This window comes from Stenotrophomonas sp. (genome assembly GCF_032103445.1).
Classification (GTDB): Bacteria; Pseudomonadota; Gammaproteobacteria; order Xanthomonadales; family Xanthomonadaceae; genus Stenotrophomonas.
In genome coordinates, this window is record NZ_DAMDFR010000075.1 from 1 (window position 1) to 21,949 (window position 21,949).

10 protein-coding genes are annotated in these 21,949 nt (G+C 67.1%); 9 read left to right on the forward strand and 1 reads right to left on the reverse strand.

What is annotated here, in order from left to right:
• The 5 genes from rhlB to ung form a co-directional block, all read left to right on the forward strand.
• Window positions 1-245, forward strand: a 245-nt coding sequence (gene rhlB / locus RT551_RS18565; protein ID WP_313461239.1) for an ATP-dependent RNA helicase RhlB, incomplete at its 5' end; no start/stop codon positions are given.
• Window positions 246-337: 92 nt separating this feature from the next.
• The gene (gene ftsE, locus RT551_RS18570; RefSeq protein ID WP_260341656.1) at window positions 338-1,024 is read left to right on the forward strand and encodes a cell division ATP-binding protein FtsE; all 687 of its coding nucleotides are present in this window, start codon (window positions 338-340) and stop codon (window positions 1,022-1,024) included.
• Entirely contained in the window at window positions 1,021-1,971 is a 951-nt protein-coding gene (ftsX, locus tag RT551_RS18575; RefSeq protein WP_311192809.1) for a permease-like cell division protein FtsX, read from the forward strand. The genes ftsE and ftsX overlap by 4 nt, the downstream gene beginning before the upstream one ends.
• Before the next feature lie 7 nt (window positions 1,972-1,978).
• A complete protein-coding gene (locus tag RT551_RS18580; protein ID WP_260341658.1) occupies window positions 1,979-2,821 on the forward strand; it encodes a response regulator in 843 nt (280 codons plus the stop codon).
• Window positions 2,818-3,534 carry a uracil-DNA glycosylase gene (gene ung, locus RT551_RS18585; RefSeq protein ID WP_313461243.1) on the forward strand — a complete coding sequence of 239 codons (717 nt, stop codon included), beginning with the start codon at window positions 2,818-2,820 and terminating at the stop codon, window positions 3,532-3,534. Before RT551_RS18580 ends, ung begins: the two co-directional genes overlap by 4 nt.
• Window positions 3,535-3,584: 50 nt before the next feature.
• Here the strand turns inward: ung and RT551_RS18590 are convergent, their stop codons facing one another.
• Entirely contained in the window at window positions 3,585-3,944 is a 360-nt protein-coding gene (locus RT551_RS18590; RefSeq protein WP_125362141.1) for a helix-turn-helix transcriptional regulator, read from the reverse strand.
• A gap of 422 nt (window positions 3,945-4,366) precedes the next feature.
• Between RT551_RS18590 and RT551_RS18595 the strand changes: the two genes are divergently transcribed.
• From RT551_RS18595 to RT551_RS18610, 4 genes are all read left to right on the forward strand, one after another.
• On the forward strand, window positions 4,367-5,545 hold the full coding sequence (locus tag RT551_RS18595; RefSeq protein ID WP_313461245.1) for a hypothetical protein: 1,179 nt from the start codon (window positions 4,367-4,369) through the stop codon (window positions 5,543-5,545).
• Between the two features lie 6 nt (window positions 5,546-5,551).
• On the forward strand, window positions 5,552-6,454 hold the full coding sequence (locus tag RT551_RS18600) for a hypothetical protein (protein ID WP_313461247.1): 903 nt from the start codon (window positions 5,552-5,554) through the stop codon (window positions 6,452-6,454).
• Window positions 6,455-6,562: 108 nt separating this feature from the next.
• The gene (locus tag RT551_RS18605) at window positions 6,563-17,578 is read left to right on the forward strand and encodes an Ig-like domain-containing protein (RefSeq protein WP_313461249.1); all 11,016 of its coding nucleotides are present in this window, start codon (window positions 6,563-6,565) and stop codon (window positions 17,576-17,578) included.
• A 10-nt stretch (window positions 17,579-17,588) separates the two neighbouring features.
• Window positions 17,589-21,215 (forward strand): hypothetical protein, encoded by a 3,627-nt coding sequence (locus tag RT551_RS18610; protein WP_313461251.1) that lies wholly within the window; start codon window positions 17,589-17,591, stop codon window positions 21,213-21,215.
• The last annotated feature ends 734 nt before the right edge of the window (window positions 21,216-21,949 follow it).

A 21,949-nucleotide genomic window follows, 5' to 3' on the forward strand; every position in this document is an offset into this window, starting at 1 on the left:
GTCCGCCGCGTCCGCCGCGCGCTGAAGGCGCTCCGGAAGGGGCGGTCGACGGCGAGCGTAAGCCGCGCAAGCGCCGTCGTCGTCGCCACGGGCGCCCGGTTGAGGGTGCTGAGAGTGCTGCCCAGCCGGTCACGCCGGTGCAGGTGGCGGCCAAGCCGATGCGTGCGGCCAAGGCTGACGATGCCGGTGGCGGCTTCCTGACCCGCATCGGCCGCAAGATCCGCCGGATGCTCTCCGGTAGTTGATCGGCGCGCGTGCCGATCAACGGTAGCACCCGACCGTTGGTCGGGTGTCATCCCGTCCCCACGTCGCAACGCGCCTCCGGCATAATCGGGGGATGAGCGTCCTGCGTTTCGACAATGTCAGCAAACAGTATGCGGGCGGCCACCAGGCACTGGTGGACGTCAGCTTCGAAGTTGCGCCCGGTGAAATGCTGTTCGTCACCGGTCACTCCGGTGCCGGCAAAAGCACCCTGCTGAAACTGATCCATCTGGACGAACGTCCCAGCCGCGGCGCGGTGCTGCTGGCCGACCGCAACCTGCTGAAGGTGCGCGGTGGCGATATCCCGCGTCACCGCCGCGAGGTGGGCGCGGTCTACCAGGACCACCGCCTGCTGATGGACCGCAGCATCGGCGAGAACGTCGCCCTGCCGCTGATCCTGCGTGGCACGCGTCGCGCCGAGATCGGCAAGCGGGTGCGCTCGGTGCTGGAACGCATGGGCCTGGCCCACCGGGAAAAGGCGCTGCCCTCGCAGCTGTCGGCCGGCGAACAACAACGCGTGGGCATTGCCCGTGCCATCGTCGGCGAACCGCGCCTGCTGGTCGCCGACGAACCCACCGGTAATCTGGATCCCACCCTGGCCGCGGAGATCATGGCGTTGTTTGCCGAACTGCCCGAGCGTGGCACCAGCGTGCTGGTGGTCAGCCATGACCTGCCGCTGCTGCGCCGCATGCGCAAGCGCGTGCTCATTCTTGACCACGGGCGTCTGGTCGACGACATCTCGCCGCAGGATCTGGCCGAATGAGCGCTGCGACCAACAAAGAAGCGGCAGCGCCTTCGCGCCTGGGCGTGTGGCTGCATCATCATGGCCACAGCGTGGTGTTCAGTCTTGGTCGCGCCTGGCGCAAGCCGTGGGCGACGCTGCTGACCATCATGGTCATGGCGGTGGCCCTGGCGTTGCCGCTGGGGCTTTCAATCGCGCTCGACAACGTGAAGCTGTTCGCCGGCAGCGTGCAGCAGTCGCGCGACATCAATCTGTTCCTGAAGGCCAGCGTGGATGCTGCCGGTGCGACCCAGGTCGCCGAAACGCTGCGCGGTCGTGCCGACGTCAGTGCGGTCACCGTGCGCACCCCGGAAGAGGGCCTGGCGGAACTGCGCGACAGCGCCGGCCTGGGCGAGGCCATTGATGCCCTGCATGACAATCCGCTGCCCTCGCTGCTGATCATCACCCCGGCCAACGGCACCGATGACGCGCGCCTTGCACAGTCGCTGCAGGGCCTGCCGCAGGCCGACCTGGTCCAGCACGACGCGCTCTGGCGCAAGCGCCTGGACGCCTGGCTGGGCTTCGGCTCACGGCTGGTGCAGGTGCTCTCGGCCCTGCTCGGGCTGGGCGCGGTGCTGGTGGTTGGCAATACCGTGCGCCTGGACATCCAGTCGCGCCGGGATGAAATCGGCGTGCTGCAGCTGCTGGGTGCGAGCGACGGCTTCATCCGTCGCCCGTTCCTGTATCTGGGCGCGTGGTATGGCCTGGGGGCCGGTGCGCTGGCACTGGCCCTGATCGGCGTGGCTGGCTTGGCGCTGCGCCCGCCGCTGGCCGAACTTTCCAGCAGCTATGGCAGCCCGTTCGTGTTGCATGGGCTGGATCTTCTGCATTCCTCGCTCGTCCTGGTCGGCACGGTGGTGCTGGGCTGGCTGGGCGCGTGGCTGGTCACAGGGCACTTCCTGCGCCAGACCCGACCGACCGAAACCTGAGGTTCGCATGCGTCCGCAAGCTCTCAAGCACCTCGTTGATGCCGCCCCCCGGGTGATGGTGGTCGACGGTTCCAAGCTGGTCCGCAAGCTCATTGCCGACGTGCTGCAGCGTGAGCTGCCGCAGGTGGAAGTGGTGGGCTGCGCCTGCATCGAAGACGCCCGCCAGGCACTGGATGCCGGCCCGGTCAACCTGGTCACCACCTCGCTCACACTCAGCGACGGCGACGGCCTGGCGCTGGCGCGCATGGTGCGCGAGGCTGCGGGGCAGGCGTATGTGCCGGTGATCGTGGTGTCCGGCGACGCCCAGCAGCACCTGGAGCAGCGCCGCTTCACCGAGTACGTCACCGACTACTTCGACAAGGCGCTGGGCCACGAGGCGCTGGCGTCCTTCATCAAGGGCTACGTGCAGCCGGAAACCATTCCGGGTGCCACCATCCTCTACATCGAAGACAGCCGCGTGGTGGCCGAAGCCACCAAGCGCATGCTGGAGCGGCAGAGCCTCAACGTGCTGCACGTGATGACCGCCGAAGAGGCGTTCGCCCTGCTCACCGCTGAATCGCTGGGCCGCAGCAATACCCGCATCGATCTGGTCCTGACCGACGTCACCCTGAAGGGTGAACTCAGCGGCCGTGACGTGGTCGAGCGCGTGCGCGTGGACTTCGGCTACGGCAAGCGCCGCCTGCCGGTGCTGGTGATGACCGGCGATGGCAATCCGCACAACCAGTCCGGGCTGCTGCAGTCGGGCGCGAACGACCTGGTGCAGAAGCCGATCGAAGAGCGCCTGCTGGTGACCAAGGTGTTGTTCCAGCTGCGTCTGGCCCGCCTCAACGACAAGCCCGTGCTGCGATGAGTGATGCCGTACCTGCCATCCAGCTGGAGCCCAGCTGGAAGGCGCATGTGGGCGATTGGCTGCTGCGCCCGGAGATGCGTGAGCTGTCGGCCTTCCTGCGTGAGCGCAAGGCCGCTGGCGCTCACGTGTTTCCGCCCGGCCCGCAGATCTTCGCCGCCTTCGACGCCACGCCGTTCGATCAGGTGAAGGTGGTGATCCTGGGCCAGGACCCGTACCACGGCCGCGGACAGGCGCATGGCCTGAGCTTCTCGGTGATGCCCGGCGTGCCGGTGCCGCCGTCGCTGCTGAACATGTACAAGGAAATCGAAAGCGACCTGGGCATTGCGCGACCGGATCACGGTTGCCTGTTGCCGTGGGCGCAGCGTGGCGTGCTGCTGCTCAATGCGGTGCTCACTGTCGAGGAAGGGCAGGCCGGGGCGCACCAGAAGCGCGGCTGGGAGGGTTTCACCGACCACGTGGTGGAAACCCTCAACCGCGAACGCGACGGCCTGGTGTTCCTGCTCTGGGGCAGCTACGCCCAGCAGAAGGGCAAGGTGATCGACACCCGCCGCCACCGCGTGCTCAAGGCTCCACACCCGTCGCCGCTGTCGGCGCATCGGGGTTTCCTGGGCTGCCGGCATTTTTCGATGGCGAACGCTTACCTCGAACAGCGCGGGCAGCCACCGATCGACTGGTCGCTGCCGCCGCGCGCGGCGTTGGATATCCCGGCCTGACGACCAACGGCGGTAGGTGACGACCGTTGGTCGTCACGCCCTTGCCGTCATCACGCGCCCAGCATCTCGATGATGTCGTGCGCCACCTGCCGCTTGCGCGGGGGCAGCCGCCGCACCAGCGACAAAATGTTGCCCTCCAGGTCGTTACGCACGTAATCCGCCGCCGGCTGTGTCGTTTCCAGCTCCTCTCCTTCCGGTTTTCCGCAACCGCGACCGGTCGCCAGCCACTCAAACCGCACGTGAGTGACCACGGCAATCCGGGCCAGATGCGACACACTGGGGTGGGTGCCGCCGCGCCGCTCCCACTGTGCCACTGCACTGCGCTTGACCCCCGTTTCCTGGGCCAATTGCGTCTGAGATAACCCCGCAGCGGTCCGCGCGCTGCGAATTCGATCCGACATCGACAACATAGAAATCCCCCTTTCCCTGTCCTTAAGTGATGGGTGGTTATCGATACTTCCCGGGCAGCGATTCTTTTACCTGCATGTACAGAATGACTGACTGCCCTTGCCCCTCATGGGTATCCCATCAAAACCACCCCGAGCGACAGCGTTACTAACTACCGTCTTCACAAATCGTTGTTTGACCCCTTGCCGCGTCCACGTAATTAATCCTGAAACCGGCCATGAATCGCCGGAAATAAACACCAGAACGCAAAAGCAGTGTGCTTGCTGCTCCTCATCACCGGGTGAATCCGGTGTGTGAAGGAGGGGTGCGGCCACGGCGCAGGGGATGGGTGATGGATAAGGTTTCAGATGTGAAGCGGGTGTTATGGGGATTCACCAAACTTAATGCGATCGCATTAGTTGTGACGTTATTCGCACTATTTTCTGTGGTTCCGAAAGTAAATGCGCAGGACGCCTGTACCGCCAACGGCGCGTGTGTTTCCGCTGGTCCGCGGCTGGTGCAGGTGGATTCCACCCAGAGCCCGGTGTTGAACCTGCTGTTCACGACACTGCTGCCCGGCACGAATATCAACCTCACCGCACTGGACTGGAACAGCCTCGCCGGCGCGGATGTGAATCTCAACGCACTGCTGACCCAGCTCAACGGCGGCGTGGTGGTCAGCGATCCGAGTCAGGTACTGAACGCCAATATCACCCTGTCGCAGCTGCGTGCGGCGCTGGTATCGGTGCTGCAGGCCGACGGCCAGACCGCGGCCGCCAACGCGCTCAATCTGCTCACGCCGTCGCTGGGCGGCCTCACCGGCACCATCCGCCTGGCCGATCTGCTGCAGGTCTCGCTGCCACCGGGCTCGCTGGCCAACGTCAATCTGGACGTGCTGGATCTGATCACCGGCGGCGTGCAGCTGTACAACTTCCGCAACGTGGTCACCACGCCTACACCGATCACCCTGACCACCGCGCAGCTGGCACCGCTGGGACTGGGTGGGCTGGCCAACGTGCGCGTCTGGGCCCAGGTGGTCGAGCCGCCGGTGTACAACTGCGGACCGGTCGGTACGGCATTCCACAGCGCTGCCATCCGCATCAAGTTCGACTTCGACATTGCCCAGGGCCTCAACGTGGCCCCGCTGATCAGTGCGGTCAACGGACTCAACGTGGGCGGACTGGTGTCGCTGTCCGGCACTGCCATCACCGCCTCGGTACTGCATCTGTCGGTGTATGCCGACGTGGCCCGTGCCGAAGGCACCATCAACGCGGTCAACCTGGCCAGCAACGCGGTCACCCTGCAGGCACGCCCGGGCCTGGTGAATCTGTACATCGGCACCATCAGCGACGCGGTGTTCTTCAACCGCAGCGCAGTGCTCACCCCGGCCAGCGTCACCCCGATCAACGCCACCACGCTCAACGTGACGGTGGCGGTCAGTCTGCTTTCCAGCGCACTGAAGGTGGCCGACGTCGACGTGCCGTTGACCGTGTCGCTGCGCGCGGTGGCCACCGGAACACCGGGGTTCCAGTCAGTAGCCTTCACCGGGCCCTATCCACAGACGCGCACGTTGAGCACCGGCACGGTCAGTGCCAGCCTCATGGTCACCACGTTGATCAACTAGCTGGATGTGCAGATCACCAGCGGCACACCGGTGGTGCGTCTGGTCAACAACCTGATCACCCTGCCGCTGCCGGTGAACACCATCGTCAACGCGGTGGTCGGCATCTTGCTGCCGCCGCTGCGCACCGTCACCAATGCGCTGGTCGGTCCGGTGCTCACCGCCGTACTGGGCGGCGTGGTCGACAACCTTCTTGGCCTGCTGGGCATCCGCATCGGCCAGGCGATCTTCACCGTGGAGAGCATTTCGCAGAGCTGCGCGGCCACCGTGCAGCTGGTGAAAACGCTCGCGCCCACTACCGACACCGGTGTGTTCAATCTCAGCGTCGCGCAGGGCGCGACGGTGCTCGCCAGCGTGGCGAATGTGGGTAACAACGGCGCGACCACGGCGGTGGTCACCACACCCGGCACGGTTTACACGCTCGCCGAAACCGCCGGCACCGCAACCGTACTGGCCCGCTACGCCAGTACCTGGGACTGCCGCGACGCGGCCGGGACGGTGCTGTCCAGTGGCACCGGGCAGAGCTTCAACTTCACCGCGCCCGCGTTGTCCGCACAACCTCTCAATGTGGTCTGTCGAATCACCAACCGAACGCGCCAGGCAGATCTGTCGATCACCAAGAGTGATGGCAGTGGCAGCTACACGCCTGGCGGCACGGCGAGCTACGTCATCACCGTCAGCAATGCCGGGCCGGATCCGGTGACTGCCGCGCAGGTCACCGACACCTTGCCTGCCGGGGCCACGCTGAGCGCGCCATGGACCTGCACGGCATCGGCCGGCAGCGTCTGCAGCGCGGCCAGTGGAGGTGCCGCTGGCGGCACCGGGGTCAGCCTGGGGGTGAACCTGATCAACGGGGGGCAGGCCACGATCACCGTGCCGGTCAGCTTCAGCGCAGACCCCGCCGCGTACTAGCCACATCCACCCGGAGGCCACCGCGGTGGCCTTCGGCAGCAACGACGCAACACGTGACGCGCAGGTCGCCCGTTCTGGTCGCCGCGCGGTGCTTCCGAGGATTTCTGCATGCAAACCGCCAGCGCCCGTCGCTTCTCCTGCCACACCTCCGCCAGCCGCCTGCGCGCCCGCGCGCTGCATCTGGCCGGGGCACTGCTGATGACGCTGGTCACGGCCACGGCCCACGCACAGGCCTACCGCAACCCGCTGGTGAATACCGCCACCGTTACCGCACCGAACGACATCTCCGACCCCACCCCGGGCAACAACACCGCCAGCGACAGCAACGCGCTGGCCGCGACGTCGCAGCTGAGCGTGATCAAGACCATCGTCAGCCCTGCTGCCGGCGCGCCGGTGCCGGCCGGCGGTGCGGTGCAGTACCGCATCGAGGTGCGCAACACCGGGCCGTCGCGGGCGGTGGGCGCGACGCTGACCGATTCGGTGCCGGCGCAGCTGACCGGCGTTACCTGGACCTGCGCGGTGGTGTCGGCCGCGACCTCGTGCGCCACCGCCTCCGGTACCGGCAGCCTCAATGTGGGCGTCAACGTCGGCGTGGGCGATGTGCTGGTGGTGCTGGTGAGCGGCACCGCGCCCACCGTGACCCCCGCCACCATCTCGGCCAACGCCGCCACCATCACCCCGCCGCCGGGCACCACCGACCCGACCCCGGGCGACAACACCGCCACCACACCGACCATCACCGTGCAGGCGGCGGCGATTGTCGCGACCAATGACGACTACAGCGCTACGCCGTTCCCGCCGGGCGCAGGTGGCACCACGCCGCGTGTGTTCGCCAACGACACCCTGGGCGGTGCCGCGTTTGTTGACGCCGCTGTTGTGGCGACCTTGACCAACGCACCGTCCGGCTATGACATCAATGCCAACGGCACCATCGTGGTGCCGGCTACGGCGGCGGCAGGTCCGGTCACCTTGACCTACCAGATCTGCGAGGCGGCCTCGCCCAGCAACTGCGCCAGTGCCAACGTGGCACTTATCGTCAGCCCCAATGCGGTGGATGACAGCGTGGCGGTACAGGCCGGGCAGGCGGTCAACGGCAACGTCAGCAGCAACGACAATCTGTTCGCCGGTTCCACCTTCGTCCAGACCGGTGCAGCGCCCACCCAGGGCAGCGTCGTGCTGCAGGCCAGCGGTGCGTTCACCTACACCGCCAACGCGGGTGCCACCGGCACGGATACCTTCAGCTATCAGCTGTGCCTGCCCGCGCCGAATGCAGCGGTGTGCGACACCGCCATCGTCACCGTCAATCTCACCGCCAACGTCATCGACGCGGTGGATGACAACTTCAACGCGGCACCGATCCCGGCTCCGACCGGCGGTACCACCGCCAGCGTGCTGACCAACGACACCTTCAACAATGTGGCCGTGGTGCCAGCCAACATCACCACCACGCTGATCACCGCACCGGCCGGCTACACCATCGATGCCGCTGGGGCCATCAGCGTGCCCGCCAATGCGGTGGCCGGCCCGGTCACGCTGGGCTACCGCATCTGCCTGACCGCCGCGCCCACGCTGTGCGACACCGCTGCGGTGCAGCTGGTGGTAGGTCCGAATGCGGTGAATGACGCCGTCAGCACGCCCGGTGCCGCCCAGCCGGTCTCCGGCAATGTCGGCATCAACGACAACACGCCGGCCGGCTCGCTGTTCTCCGCCGCCGGTGCCACGCCGACCCAAGGCAGCGTCACCGTCAATGGCGACGGCACCTTCACCTACCAGCCCAATGCCGGCAGCGCGGGTACCGATACCTTCGGCTACCAGGTGTGCCTGCCTGCCCCGAACGCGGGCGTGTGCGCCACCGCCACCGTGACCGTGACCCTGGGTGCCAACACCCTGGCCGCCAACGATGATCTGTTCGGCACGCCGGTTCCGGGTCTTGCCGGAGGCACCACGCCCAGCGTGCTGGGCAACGACACGCTCAACGGTGCCGTGGTCACGCAGGGAGCCATTACGGCCACCCTGCAGGGCACCGTGCCCGGCTTCACCCTGGATGCGACCACGGGCGTCATCACCGTGGCCCCCGGCACCGACCCCGGCGCGGCAACGCTCAGCTACCAGCTGTGCGAAGTGGCTGCGCCTGCCAACTGCGATATCGCCAGCGTGCAGGTGCTGATCAGCCCCACTGCGGTGGCCGACAGCATTCCGTTGCAGTCCGGGCAAAGTGAGACCGGTTCAGTGGCCGTCAACGATGACATCGTCACCGGGGTCGTGTTCACCGCGCTCACCCAACCCACCCAGGGTGTGCTGACCTTTGCCGCCGATGGCAGCTTCACCTATGCCTCCAATCCCGGCAGCAGCACCAACGACAGCTTCGACTATCAGGTGTGTCTGCCGGCCCCGAACAGCGGCGTCTGCTCCACCGCCACGGCGACCTTCGTGATTGCCGCCAACACGGTGGACGCGGTCGACGACCCGTTCACCGCGCCGGCGATTTCGCCGGTGACCGGTGGCAGCACACCCAGCGTGCTCGGCAACGATCTGTTCAATGGCGTCGCGGTCACCGCAGCACAGGTCACCGTCAGCCTGATCAACACCCCGCCGCCGGGTTACACCATCACCAGCGCGGGCGTGATCAACGTGCCGGCCGGTGCCGCCGCCGGTGCGGTCAGCCTCACCTATGAGCTGTGCGAAGCCGGCACCACGACCAACCGCGACACCGCGCAGGTGGCGCTGCTGATCGCGCCCGTTGCGGCGGATGACATCTACACCACGCCGGCCGGGCAGCCGCTGGCCGGTGATGTGAGCATCAACGACAACGCACCGGCCGGATCCACCTTCAGCGTGGTCAGCGCACCGGCTGCAGGTACCCTGGCTCTGCAGGCCAATGGTGCGTTCACCTATACGCCAGCCGGTGCAGGCACCCAGACCGCGCAGTACCAGGTGTGTCTGCCGGCCCCGGACGGCGCGACCTGCGCCACCGGCACGATCACCTTCAACGTCATCGCCAACACGCTCAACGCGGTGGACGACAACTTCCGCGCGCCGGTGTTCGCACCCGGTGCAGGCGGCACCACGCCCAGCGTGCTCGGCAACGACACCTTCAACGGAGCTGCCGCCAGCCCGCTGCAGGTCACCGTGAACCTGGTCAGCCCGCCGGCCGGCTTCAGTATCGACAGCGACGGCGTGATCACGGTCAGCGGGTTTGCGCCGGCTGGTGCCTCCGCACTGACCTACAGCCTGTGCGAACTGGGTTCGACCACCAACTGCGACACCGCCGCTGTGCAGGTGCTGATCGCACCCGACGCGCAGGACGATACCGCCAGTGTCACCGGCACCCAGACCGGCACCTTCAACCTGGCCAGCAATGACAACGCGCCGGCCGGTTCCACCTTCACCGTGATCGCCGCGCCGACCAAGGGCACCGCCGTGCTGTCGACCGCTGGCAGCCTGCAGTACACCGCGACCGCCGGGCAGACCGGTACCGACACCCTGACCTACCAGGTCTGCCTGCCGGCCCCGGATGGCACCACCTGCGATACCGCCCAGGTCACCGTGACCCTGGCCAACGCCGCACTGGTGGCGGTGAATGACGATTACAGCGCCAGCCCGATTCCGCCCAGCGGCGGCAGCACCGCCAGCGTGCTGCTCAACGACACCTTCAATGGTGCGGCCATCGTGCCGGGCACCACCCCGGTCACTGCGTCACTGCTCACTCTGGAGTCGGGCTACAGCATGGCCGCCAACGGTGTGATCAGCGTCGCTGCCGGTACGCCGCCGGGTTCGATCGCGCTGAACTACCAGGTCTGCGAAACCGCGTTGCCGAGCAACTGCGCCACCGCCACCGCCGTGGTGGTGATGAGCCCGGATGCAGTCAACGACACGTTGCCCGCCACCGCCGGTGCGACCACCGTGCTCAACGTGCTGGTCAACGACGTCGCGCCGACCACGCCGGTCGTAACCATCAGTGTTGCCCCGGTTAACGGCATTGCCGTGGTCAACGCCGATGGCAGCATCAGCTACACGCCGACCGGTCCATTTGTCGGCCCGGATACCTTCACCTACCAGCTGTGTCTGCCTGCGCCACACAGCACGGTTTGCGACACCGCAACCGTGGCGGTGACCGTCAGCGCCACCTCGCTGGTGGCGGTGAATGACAGCTACCTCGCTACCCCGATTGCCCCGGCCGCGGGCGGCAGCACCACCAGCGTGCTGCTCAACGACACCTTCAATGGCAATCCGATCGTGCCGGGCACCACGCCGGTGACCGCAACGCTGCTCAGCCCGGTCACCGGCTACACGATGTCGGCGGCGGGCGTGATCACCGTGGCACCGGGCACCACGCCGGCCGCCACCACGCTCAGCTACCAGGTCTGCGAGAACCTGGTGCCGACCAACTGCGCGGCCGCCACCGCGGTGGTCGCGGTCAGCCCGGAAGCCGTGGCTGATGCGCTGCCGGCCACCGCCGGCACCACCACTGTGCTCAACGTGCTGGCCAATGACACTGCGCCGCTCAATCCGGTGGTCACCATCACTGGCGCAGCGACCAACGGCACCGCCGTGGCCAACGGTGACGGCTCGATCAGCTACACCCCGACCGGAGCCTTCACCGGCACCGATACCTTCACCTACCAGCTGTGCCTGCCCGCACCGGGCGGCAGTGTGTGCGAAAGCGCGACCGTGACCGTTACCGTCAGCGCCACCTCGCTGGTCGCGGCCAACGATGATTTCACCGCCACGCCGATCGCGCCGACAGCCGGCGGCAGCACCACCAGCGTGCTGCTCAACGACACCTTCAGTGGTGCGCCCATCGTGCCGGGCACCACGGCGGTGACCGCATCGCTGATCACGCCACCCACCGGTTACAGCATGACCGCCAACGGCGTGATCACGGTCGCCCCGGGTACGACCCCTGCCGCCGTTACGCTCAACTACCAGGTGTGCGAGAACGCGGTGCCGACCAACTGCGCCGGTGCGACCGCGTTGGTGGCGGTAAGCCCGGAAGCGGTGGCCGATGCGCTGCCGGCGGCGGCCGGCACCACCACCGTGCTCAACGTGCTGGCCAATGACGCTGCGCCGCTGAACCCGACCGTGACCGTGTCGGTCGCTCCGACCAATGGCACCGCCGTGGTGAATGGCGACGGCACCATCAGCTATACCCCGACCGGTGCATTCACCGGCACCGATACCTTTACCTATCAAGTGTGCCTGCCGGCTCCCGGCGCTGCGGTCTGCGATACCGCCACGGTGACCGTGACCGTGGCGGCCACCACCCTGGCGGCGGCCAATGATGACTTCACCGCGACGCCGATTGCGCCGGCCAGTGGCGGCACTACCGCCAGTGTGCTGCTCAATGACACCTTCAACGGCGCGGTCATCGTGCCCGGCACCACGGCCGTCACCGCTACGTTGCTCACTGCTGAAACCGGCTACAGCATGGCCGCAGATGGTGTGATCACCGTGGCTGCCGGAACCACCCCGGCCGCCGTGACACTGAACTACCAGGTCTGCGAGAACGCGGTGCCGACCAACTGCGCCGCCGCCAGCGCGGTGGTCGCGGTCAGCCCGGTGGCGGCGGACGACACGCTGCCGGCCACGGCCGGTACCACCACGGTGCTCAACGTCACCACCAACGACACGCTGCCCGCCAACCCGACCATCACCGTGTCGGTGGCCCCGACCAATGGTGCGGCCGTGGTCAATGGCGATGGCACCATCAGCTACACCCCGACCGCCGGTTTCAGCGGCGCGGACAGCTTCACCTACCAGGTCTGCCTGCCGGCACCGGGTGCGTCGGTGTGCGATACCGCGACCGTGTCGCTGACGGTCAGCGCCACCTCGCTGGTGGCGGCGAACGACGACTTCACCGCCACGCCGATTGCGCCGGCCGCGGGTGGCAGCACCACCAGCGTGCTGCTCAACGACACCTTCAACGGTGCGGCCATCGTGCCGGGCACCACGGCGGTGACCGCGTCGCTGCTGACGCCGCCAGCCGGCTACAGCATGTCCGCGACCGGTGTGATCACGGTGGCCCCAGGCACCACGCCCGCCGCCGTCACCCTGAACTACCAGGTGTGCGAGAACGCATCGCCGACCAACTGCGCCGCTGCCACCGCCGTGGTTGCGGTCAGTCCGGACGCGGTGGTTGACGCATTGCCGGCGGCCGCAGGCGCCACCAGCGTGCTCAATGTGCTGGCCAACGACACCGCGCCACTGAACCCGACCGTGACCGTGTCGGTCGCTCCGACCAATGGCACCGCCGTGGTGAATGGCGACGGCACCATCAGCTACACCCCGACCGGTGCGTTCACGGGCACCGACACCTTCACCTATCAGTTGTGCCTGCCGGCACCGGGTGCGTCGGTGTGCGACAGCGCCACCGTGACCGTCACCGTCAGCGCCACCACGTTGACCGCGCTCAACGATGACTTCACCGGCGCACCGATTGCACCGGCCGCCGGTGGCAGCACCACCAGTGTGCTGCTCAACGACACCTTCAACGGGGCCACCATCGTGCCGGGCACCACGCCGGTAACCGCGTCGCTGCTGACCACCGTAACGGGCTACACCATGAGCCCGACCGGTGTGATCACCGTGGCTCCCGGCACCACGCCGGCCGCGGTCACGTTGAACTACCAGGTCTGCGAAAACGCCGTGCCGACCAACTGCGCGGGCGCGTCGGCCATCGTGGCGGTCAGCCCGGAAGCGGCAGCCGACACGCTCACCGCCACGACCGGTGCCACCACGGTACTCAACGTGCTGGCCAACGACACCGCACCGCTCAACCCGGTGGTGACGGTGTCGGTCGCGCCGGCCAATGGCACCGCCACCGTCAATGGCAACGGCACCATCAGCTACACGCCGACAGCCGGTTATACCGGTGCGGACAGCTTCACCTACCAGCTGTGCCTGCCGGCACCGGGCGCGGGCGTGTGCGATACCGCCACGGTCACGCTGAGCGTCGGCGCGACCAGCATCGTGGCGGTGGCTGACAACTTCACCGGTACGCCGATTGCACCGGCCGCCGGTGGCAGCACCACCAGCGTGCTGCTCAACGACACCTTCAACGGGGCCACGATTGTGCCGGGTACCACGCCAGTGAGTGCCTCGCTGGTGACCCCGGTGACCGGCTACACCATGGCCGCCACCGGTGTGATCACCGTGGCTTCGGGAACTACGCCTGCGGCCGTGACCCTGAACTACCAGGTCTGCGAAACCGCGGTGCCGACCAACTGTGCCCAGGCCAACGCGATTGTCGCGGTGAGCCCGGACGCAGCGGCCGATACGTTGCTGGCCACCGCCGGCACCACCACGCTGCTCAATGTGCTGGCCAACGACACCGCGCCGCTCAACCCGGTGGTGACGGTGTCGGTCGCACCCACCAACGGCACCGCCACGGTCAATGGCGATGGCAGCATCAACTACACGCCCACCGCCGGCTACACCGGTGCGGACAGCTTCACCTACCAGCTGTGTCTGCCGGCACCGGGTGCCGGTGTCTGCGACAGCGCCACGGTCACGCTGAATGTCGCCGCCACCACCCTGGTGGCGACCGCCGACGACTTCACCGCTGCCCCGATTGCACCAGTGACGGGTGGCACCACCGCCAGCGTCCTGCTCAACGACACCTTCAACGGCCTGCCGATTGCGCCGGGCACCACGCCGGTCACCGCCACCCTGGTCACCCCGCCGCCCGGTTACAGCATCGCCGCCAACGGCCAGATCACCGTGGCACCGGGCACGACCCCGGCGGCGGCAACGCTCACCTACCAGGTCTGCGAGAACGCTGTGCCGACCAACTGCGCGCAGTCCACGGTGATCGTGGCGGTCAGTCCGGCCGCAGCGAATGACACCCTCACCGCGACCGCCGGCACCACCACGGTGCTCAACGTCACCGCCAACGACACCCTACCGTCCAACCCGACCCTGACCGTGCTGGTCGCGCCGGGTAACGGCAGCGCCATCGTCAACGGCGACAACACTATCAGCTACACGCCGACCGCCGGCTTCACCGGTACTGACAGCTTCACCTACCAGGTGTGCCTGCCGGCCCCGGGGGCAGGGGTGTGCTCGACCGCGACGGTCACGGTGACCGTGGGTACCACCAGCCTGAGCGCGCTCAACGACGACTTCAGCAGCACGCCCATCGTGCCGGCCTCGGGCGGCACCACCACCAGCGTGCTGCTCAACGACAGCTTCAATGGCGCGACCATCGTGCCGGGCACGACGCCGGTGACGGCGTCGCTGGTCACGCCGGTCACGGGTTACACGATGGCCGCCAACGGCGTGGTTACTGTGGCAGCCGGGCTGACGCCGGTGGCGACGACGCTGACCTACCAGGTCTGCGAGAACGCGGTACCGACCAACTGTGCGCAGGCGACTGCGCTGGTCGCGGTGCGTCCGAACGCTGCCGATGACACGGTGGGAGCGGGTACCGGCACCACCGTGCTCAACGTCGCCGCCAACGACACGCTGCCACTCAACCCGGTGTTCACCGTGAGCGGCGCGCCGCTGAACGGCACGGCGGTCGTCAATGGCGACAACACCATCAGCTACACGCCCAATCCGGGCTTTACCGGCACCGACAGCTTCACCTACCAGGTGTGCCTGCCGGCTCCGAACCTCAACGTGTGCGACACCGCCTCGGTCAGCGTGACGGTGAGTGCGACCACGCTGCAGGCGGTGAACGACAACTTCAGCGGAACGCCCACCCTGCCGGGTGCCGGTGGCAGCACCGCGTCGGTGCTGACCAACGACCTGATCAATGGTGTGCCGGTGCAGGCCTCGCAGGTGACCGTGTCGCTGCTCGCGCCGCCGGCCGGTGTCAGCATCGACCCCAACGGCATCATCACGGTGGCCGGCAGTGCCGCCGCCGGCGCGCTGTCGCTGACCTACCAGATCTGCGAAACCACCAACCCCGGCAACTGTGCCCAGGCCAGCGCGCTGGTGCTGGTGCGTCCGGATGCGGTCAACGACGTGGCGACCACGCCGGCCGGGCAGGTCTTGAACGGCAGCGTCGCCGGCAACGACAACGCCAGCGGTGGCTCGGTGTTCTCGCTGGTCACCGCACCGGCGCAGGGCACCGTGGTGCTCAATGCCAATGGCAGCTACGTCTACACGCCCAATGCCGGTTTCACAGGCAGCGACACCTTCAATTACCAGTTGTGCCTGCCGGCACCGTATGCAGGCGTCTGTGATACCGCCACCTTGAACATCACCGTGACGGCCGTGGGCGGCACCCTGGATGCGGTGGACGACACCGTGGCCGACGTACCGGCCACCGGCGGCAACGGTGTGCTCAACGTGCTGGTGAACGACACCTTCAACGGCAGTGCGCTCGACCCCACCACGGTGCTGCTGACCCCGACCAATACCACCGCCATCACCATCCAGCCGAACGGCAGCGTGGACGTGTCCGCCGGCGTGGCCGGTGCCACCTATACCACCACCTACCAGATCTGCCTGGTGGCCCAACCCAGCGTGTGCGACATCGGCACGGTGAGCGTCACCCTGGCCAGCCCGCCGGTGGGCACGCCGGTGCAGCCGGCCGACGACAGCGCCGACACCCAGCAGGACACCGCTGTGGTGATTCCGGTGCTGGCCAACGACCTGGTCGGCGGTACGCCGGCGGTGCCCTCGGCACTGGTCATCACGGTCAGCACCGCGCCGACCTCCGGCAGTGTGGAAGTGCTCGGCGACGGCACCCTGCGCTACACCCCGAATGACATGTTCAGCGGCACCGACACCTTCGCCTACACCGTGTGCACCCAGACCACGCCGGCCGACTGCGGTATTGCCACGGTCAGCGTGCAGGTGCTGCCCAACGACGTGGAAGTGGAGGAAGAGGTCATCACCGCAGAGGACGGCCAGCCGACCACCTTCTCCATCGTGGACAACGTCAGCACCACCGGTGCACCGATCAACTGGCGCTCGTTCCGTATCCTGTTCGCTGCGCGCTACGGTCGTGTGGAATGCACCGACGGCAACTGCATCTACACCGCCTTCGTCGGCTACAGCGGCGCGGACAGCTTCACCTACAACATCTGCGACATGTCCATTCCCACCCCGGTGTGCGTGGACGGCACGGTGAGCATCACCGTGGTCGCCGGCGAGACCTTCCTGCGCCTGAGCAAGCAGGCCGCGCAGCGCACCGTGAAGGTGGGCGAGCTGATGCGTTACACGGTGACCGTGGAGAACATGGGGGAAGTGGATGCGCTCGGCGTGACGGTGCTCGATACCCTGCCGGCCGGCTTCACCTTCGTGCAGGAAGGCTTCGCGGTCCGCGACCTGGACAACGCCGGCTTTGTCACCTCGCGTACCCCCCTGCGCGTGGATGGCATCGACATTCCCGCCGGTGGCCAGGCCACTCTTGTGTACTACCTGCGGGTGGGGGCAGGCGTGGGCCAGGGCATCCACACCAACCGCGTCACCGCGGTGGATGCGGTCAACACCACCATCGGCAACGTGGCCTCGGCCGATGTGGAAGTGGTGGGCGATCCGCTGCTGGATGAAAGCCTGATCATCGGCAGCGTGTTCGAAGACCGCAACGGCAACGGCGTGCAGGATGACGGCGAACGCGGTATTCCGGGCGTGCGCGTGGCCTCGGTGGAAGGCCTGGTGATGGAAACCGACGCGTTCGGTCGCTACCACCTGGTCGGTATCGACGGCGGCGGCGCACGTGGCCGCAACTTCATCCTCAAGGTGGACCCGACCACACTGCCGGCCGATGCCCGCTTCACCACCCGCAACCCGCTGCTGCGCCGGGTTACCCCAGGTCTGCCGGCACGCTTCGACTTCGGCGTGCAGTTGCCGGATGCGCGCTTCGAGGCGGCTCCCGCAACCGCGCGACCGCCCACTTTGAACATCGGGGCAGGTGTATTCGAACCGGGCTCGGCACGGTTGTCGGCTGACAGCGAGGCCGTGCTGGCGCACGCCGCCCGCCTGCTGCAGGCCGGCGGTGGCGGCCGCCTGCTGCTGCAGACGCCCAGCGGCCAGGAGGCGCTGGGACTGGAGCGGGTGGAAGCCCTACGACAGGCGTTGTTGCCACGCCTCCCGGCCGACGTTGCCGACCGTGTGCAGGTCCAGGTGCAGCCCATCGCACCGGCCCGCCCCGCCGACCGCGCCGAGCGCTGAGGAGATGACCATGAACAAGACACCCTTCATGACGGCACTGGTCATCGTCCTCGCACTCAGCCTGCCGGTGGCCTCGGCGCAGACCACCGCGCCGCAGCCGGTGGATGTACCCAGCACGCTGTGCGGCGCGGAGGGCTGCAAGCGGGGCAATGAACTGCTGTTGCAGGTGCAGGAAGAGCCGATGGCGGCACCGTCGCCGGCTCCGGCCACGCCAGTGGGAGCGAACGTACCCGCGCCCGGCGGTCAGTTCGTCACCGAGCTGCCGGATGGCGCGGTGGTGTGGGCCACGGAAGATCCGGCCTTGTCCGCGCCGGTACTCAACGTGCAGACCGGTTCGATGGCCCCGTTCGAGAACGGCCGCCTGACCAAGCCGCTGCGCTTCCACGGCTACAACAACTACGCCTCGTTCATCGAGCGGATCGAGATCACCCTGTATCGCGGCTCGGATACCGACCTGGTCACGCCGCTGGCCCGCATCGACATGCCGGTGGACTACGTCGCCAACACCGAATGGGACGGCCAGCTGCCGGCCGACCTCAACCTGCGCGAGGGCGATGACCTGCAGTACATCGCCCGTGCTTACGGCAAGGACGGTTCGTTCGATGAAACCAGTGCCCAGCGCTTCCAGCTGGTGCTGCCCACCGACTACGAGCGCGGCACCCAGCAGGTGCGTGACAACGTGCAGAAGACCCTGGGCAAAGTGCTCAATGGGGAGGACGCCCGCGACCAGCAGCTGACCAACGCGATCTACGGCCAGAATGCGCTGCGCCAGCAGAACATTCCCATCTACGGCTCGCGCGTGCGCATCTATGGCCGTGGGCTGGCTCCGAATGCACGGGTGCTGATCAACGGCCAGAGCTTCCCGGTCGATCTGGAGCAGAAGTTCGCGGCCGAGTTCCTGGAGCCGATCGGCCAGCACCGTTACAACGTGCAGGTGGAGGCGCTGGATGCGCCGCCGCTGAGCCGCACGCTGGACGTGGACGTGACCGGCAGCTACCGCTTCCTCGTGGCGCTGGCCGACGTGACCATGTCCAAGAACACCGCCAGCGGCAATCTGGACCCGCTGGTGGCCGACCAGGACCGCGATGACAGCTTCCTCAGCGAAGGACGTCTGGCGTTCTATCTGAAGAGCAAGCTGCGCGGCAAATACCTGATCACCGCGCAGGCCGACACCTACGACCGCGAGCTCAAGGACCTGTTCAGCGGCTTCCTTGATGCGGACGCGCGCGACGTGTTCCGTCGCCTGGACCCGGACCAGTACTACCCGGTGTACGGCGACGATTCCACCACCTACCGCGACGTGGATACCCAGGGCCAGCTGTACGTGCGCGTGGACTGGGACCAGAACCAGGCACTGTGGGGCAACTTCGCGACCGGCTTCACCGGGACCGAATACGGCCAGTACGTGCGTTCGCTGTACGGCGCGGCGCTGAGCTGGCGTTCGCGCGCCACCACCCCGCTCGGTGACCCGCGTTCCTACCTGAAGGCGTTCGGCTCCGAAGCCCAGTCGGCACTGGGCCACAGCGAATTCCTCGGCACCGGCGGCAGCCTGTACTACCTGCGCCACACCGATCTGCTGCCCGGATCGGAACAGGTGGTGCTGGAAGTGCGCGACCGTACCACTGGCCGCACCGAGGTGCGCACCACCCTGCAGGCCGGCGTGGACTACGAGGTGAACGAGATCCAGGGTCGCATCCTGCTGACCCGCGCGCTGTCGCAGATCACCCGCGAGAACGTGCGCACGCTGACCCGTGACACCCCGCTGGACGGCTACGACCAGATCCTGCTGGTGGACTACGAGTACGTGCCGCTGGGCTTCAGCACTGACGACGTCAGCGCCGGCCTGCGCGGCAAGCAGTGGTTCGGTGACCACGTGGCCGTGGGCGGCACCTATGTGGATGAAAACCGCAGCGGCGACGACTACAGCCTGATGGGGGCCGACCTGACCCTGCAGGCCGGACGCGGCACCTACCTGAAGCTGGAGCAGACCCGCACCGAGGCCACCGCCGCGCCGATCTTCTATTCCGACAACGGCGGCTTGAGCTTCGTGCAGCGCAATCCGGTGGACGGCCAGCGCAAGGGTGACGCGCGCGCTGTGGAGGCGCGTGCCAACCTGCGCGAGCTGGGCTGGACGAAACAGGACTGGAGCTTCGGGGCGTGGTGGCGTGACGTGGACGCCGGTTTCTCGGTGTCGCGTACCGACACCGGGCTGGCGCTGGAAGAATATGGCGCGGAGTTCCTCGGCTACTTCACCGACAACCTCAGTCTGTACGGCCGGCAGAGCCGCGCCGAACGCGGTGACGTGGCGGTGGAGCAGTCACAGCTGACCCTGGACTGGCGGCTGGGCAACAACGGCCAGCTGGGTGGCGAACTGCGTCGCGTGCGCGAAGAGAGCGCCGGGGTCGAGGTCGATGGCACCTTGGCCGCGTTGAGCTACCGCCAGCGCTTCGGCGCGAAGTGGGAGCTGTATGGCGTGGGCCAGCTGACCGTGGACGATGACGGCGGTGCGTACGAGGACAACAACCTTCTTACCTTGGGTACGCGCTACCTGTTCGGTGACCGTTCCAGTGTCGGTGCCGAGGTGAGCAGCGGCAGCCGTGGCGACGGCGGCAAGGTCGAAGCCGAGTACTGGATGACCCCGGAGCACAGCTTCTACGGCAACTACAGCTACAGCACCGACAGCACCACGGTGGATCCGCTGTACGACACCGGCCTGCAGTCGGGCTGGACCTTGGGCCAGCGCTGGCGGCTGAGCAACCAGGTCAATGTGTTCAATGAAAGCCAATACCTGAAAGACCGTCGCGAGGACACCGCCGGGCTGGTGAACACCTTCGGCATGGACTTCTATCCCGCGCAGGGCTGGAACCTGGGATTCACGGTGATGGACGGAAAGCTGGATGCGACTACCGGGCGTGTTGATCGTCGGGCTTACAGCGTGAGTGGTGGGCGAACCGATGCCAACACGCAGTGGACCAGCAAGCTGGAGTATCGGCGTGATCAAGGGGCGGAAGATCGCGAGCAGTGGGTGACCACCAATCGCCTGTTGTACAAGGTCAATGAGGACTGGCGGATTGCGTTGCGTGCGAACTATGCCGATACGCAGGACAAGCGGAATGCGCTGGCCGATGCCAAGCTGGTGGAGTCCAACCTGGGCTTTGCCTGGCGGCCGCATGACAACACCCGCTGGGCTGCGTTCGGCAAGTACACGTATCTGTATGACGTGGCCTCGCTGGGGCAGGAAGGCGGCAATGTGTATGACCAGAAGTCGCAGATCGTGTCGTTCGAAGCGGTGCGGCAGGTTGGGGAGCGCTGGGAGGTGGCTGGGAAGCTGGCGGCGCGCTGGGGCGATTACCGGACCGGGCGGGGTACGGGGGACTGGCTGGATAGTCGGGTGAACTTCTCTGCCTTGCAGCTGCGCTATCGGTTGTGGGCGCAGTGGGAGGGGCTGGCCGAGTACCGCTGGCTGGATGTGCGGGAGGGTGGGGACAAGCAAGGTTGGCTGGTTGGGGTCGATCGACAGATTGGGCAGAACTTCAAGGTGGGGGCGGGATACAACTTCACCGAGTTCAGTGATGACCTGACGGAGTTGAGGTATGAGAGCAAGGGGTTCTTCTTGAATCTTTCGGGTTATTACTGATGCCCCGTTTCGATGGCGGCCATGGATGGCGTCATCCGATGCCTGGGACCAATGCGGGTCATTGGGGGGCACTGATGGCTGCTTTGGTGGGTTCGGTCGACAGACGAACGCCGTGGGATTCTCCGCGCTCGGTAACGCATGACAAATGACCGGCGTCGCTGCTCTTCGTTCCGGCGTCATGAACGCCTGAAACACGTCTTCGGCCAACTCTAAACGTTGGTCGGTGGTTCGCAATGCCGTGGATGCGGTCTTTGGACGCTTGTGACGCGCTGCGCGCGTGTACCACGCATGGCGTGGTACCTACGGGAATCATGCAACCCGTAGAGCCACGCCCTGCGTGGCTGCTCTTCGTTCCGTGGTCATGAACGCCTGAAACACGTCTTCGGCCACCTCTAAACGTCGGTCGGTGAATCGCGATGTGGTGGGTGCGGGCTTCGGACGCGTGTGACGCGCTGCGCGCGTGTACCACGCATGGCGTGGTACCTGCAGGAATTGCCACGTGCGCAGGACGATTGCGCTGTTCGCCGGGCGCTCGCCCGGCGGGGCTTCGGCGGGATCGCGGAGGGACGGGCCATGCCCGTCCGCTCTTCGTTCCGTGGCCATGAACGCCTGACACACGTCTTCGGCCACCTCTAAACGTCGGTCGGTGAATCGCAATGTGGTGGATGCGGTCTTCGGGCGCTTGTGACGCGCTGCGCGCGTGTACCACGCATGGCGTGGTACCTACGAATTGC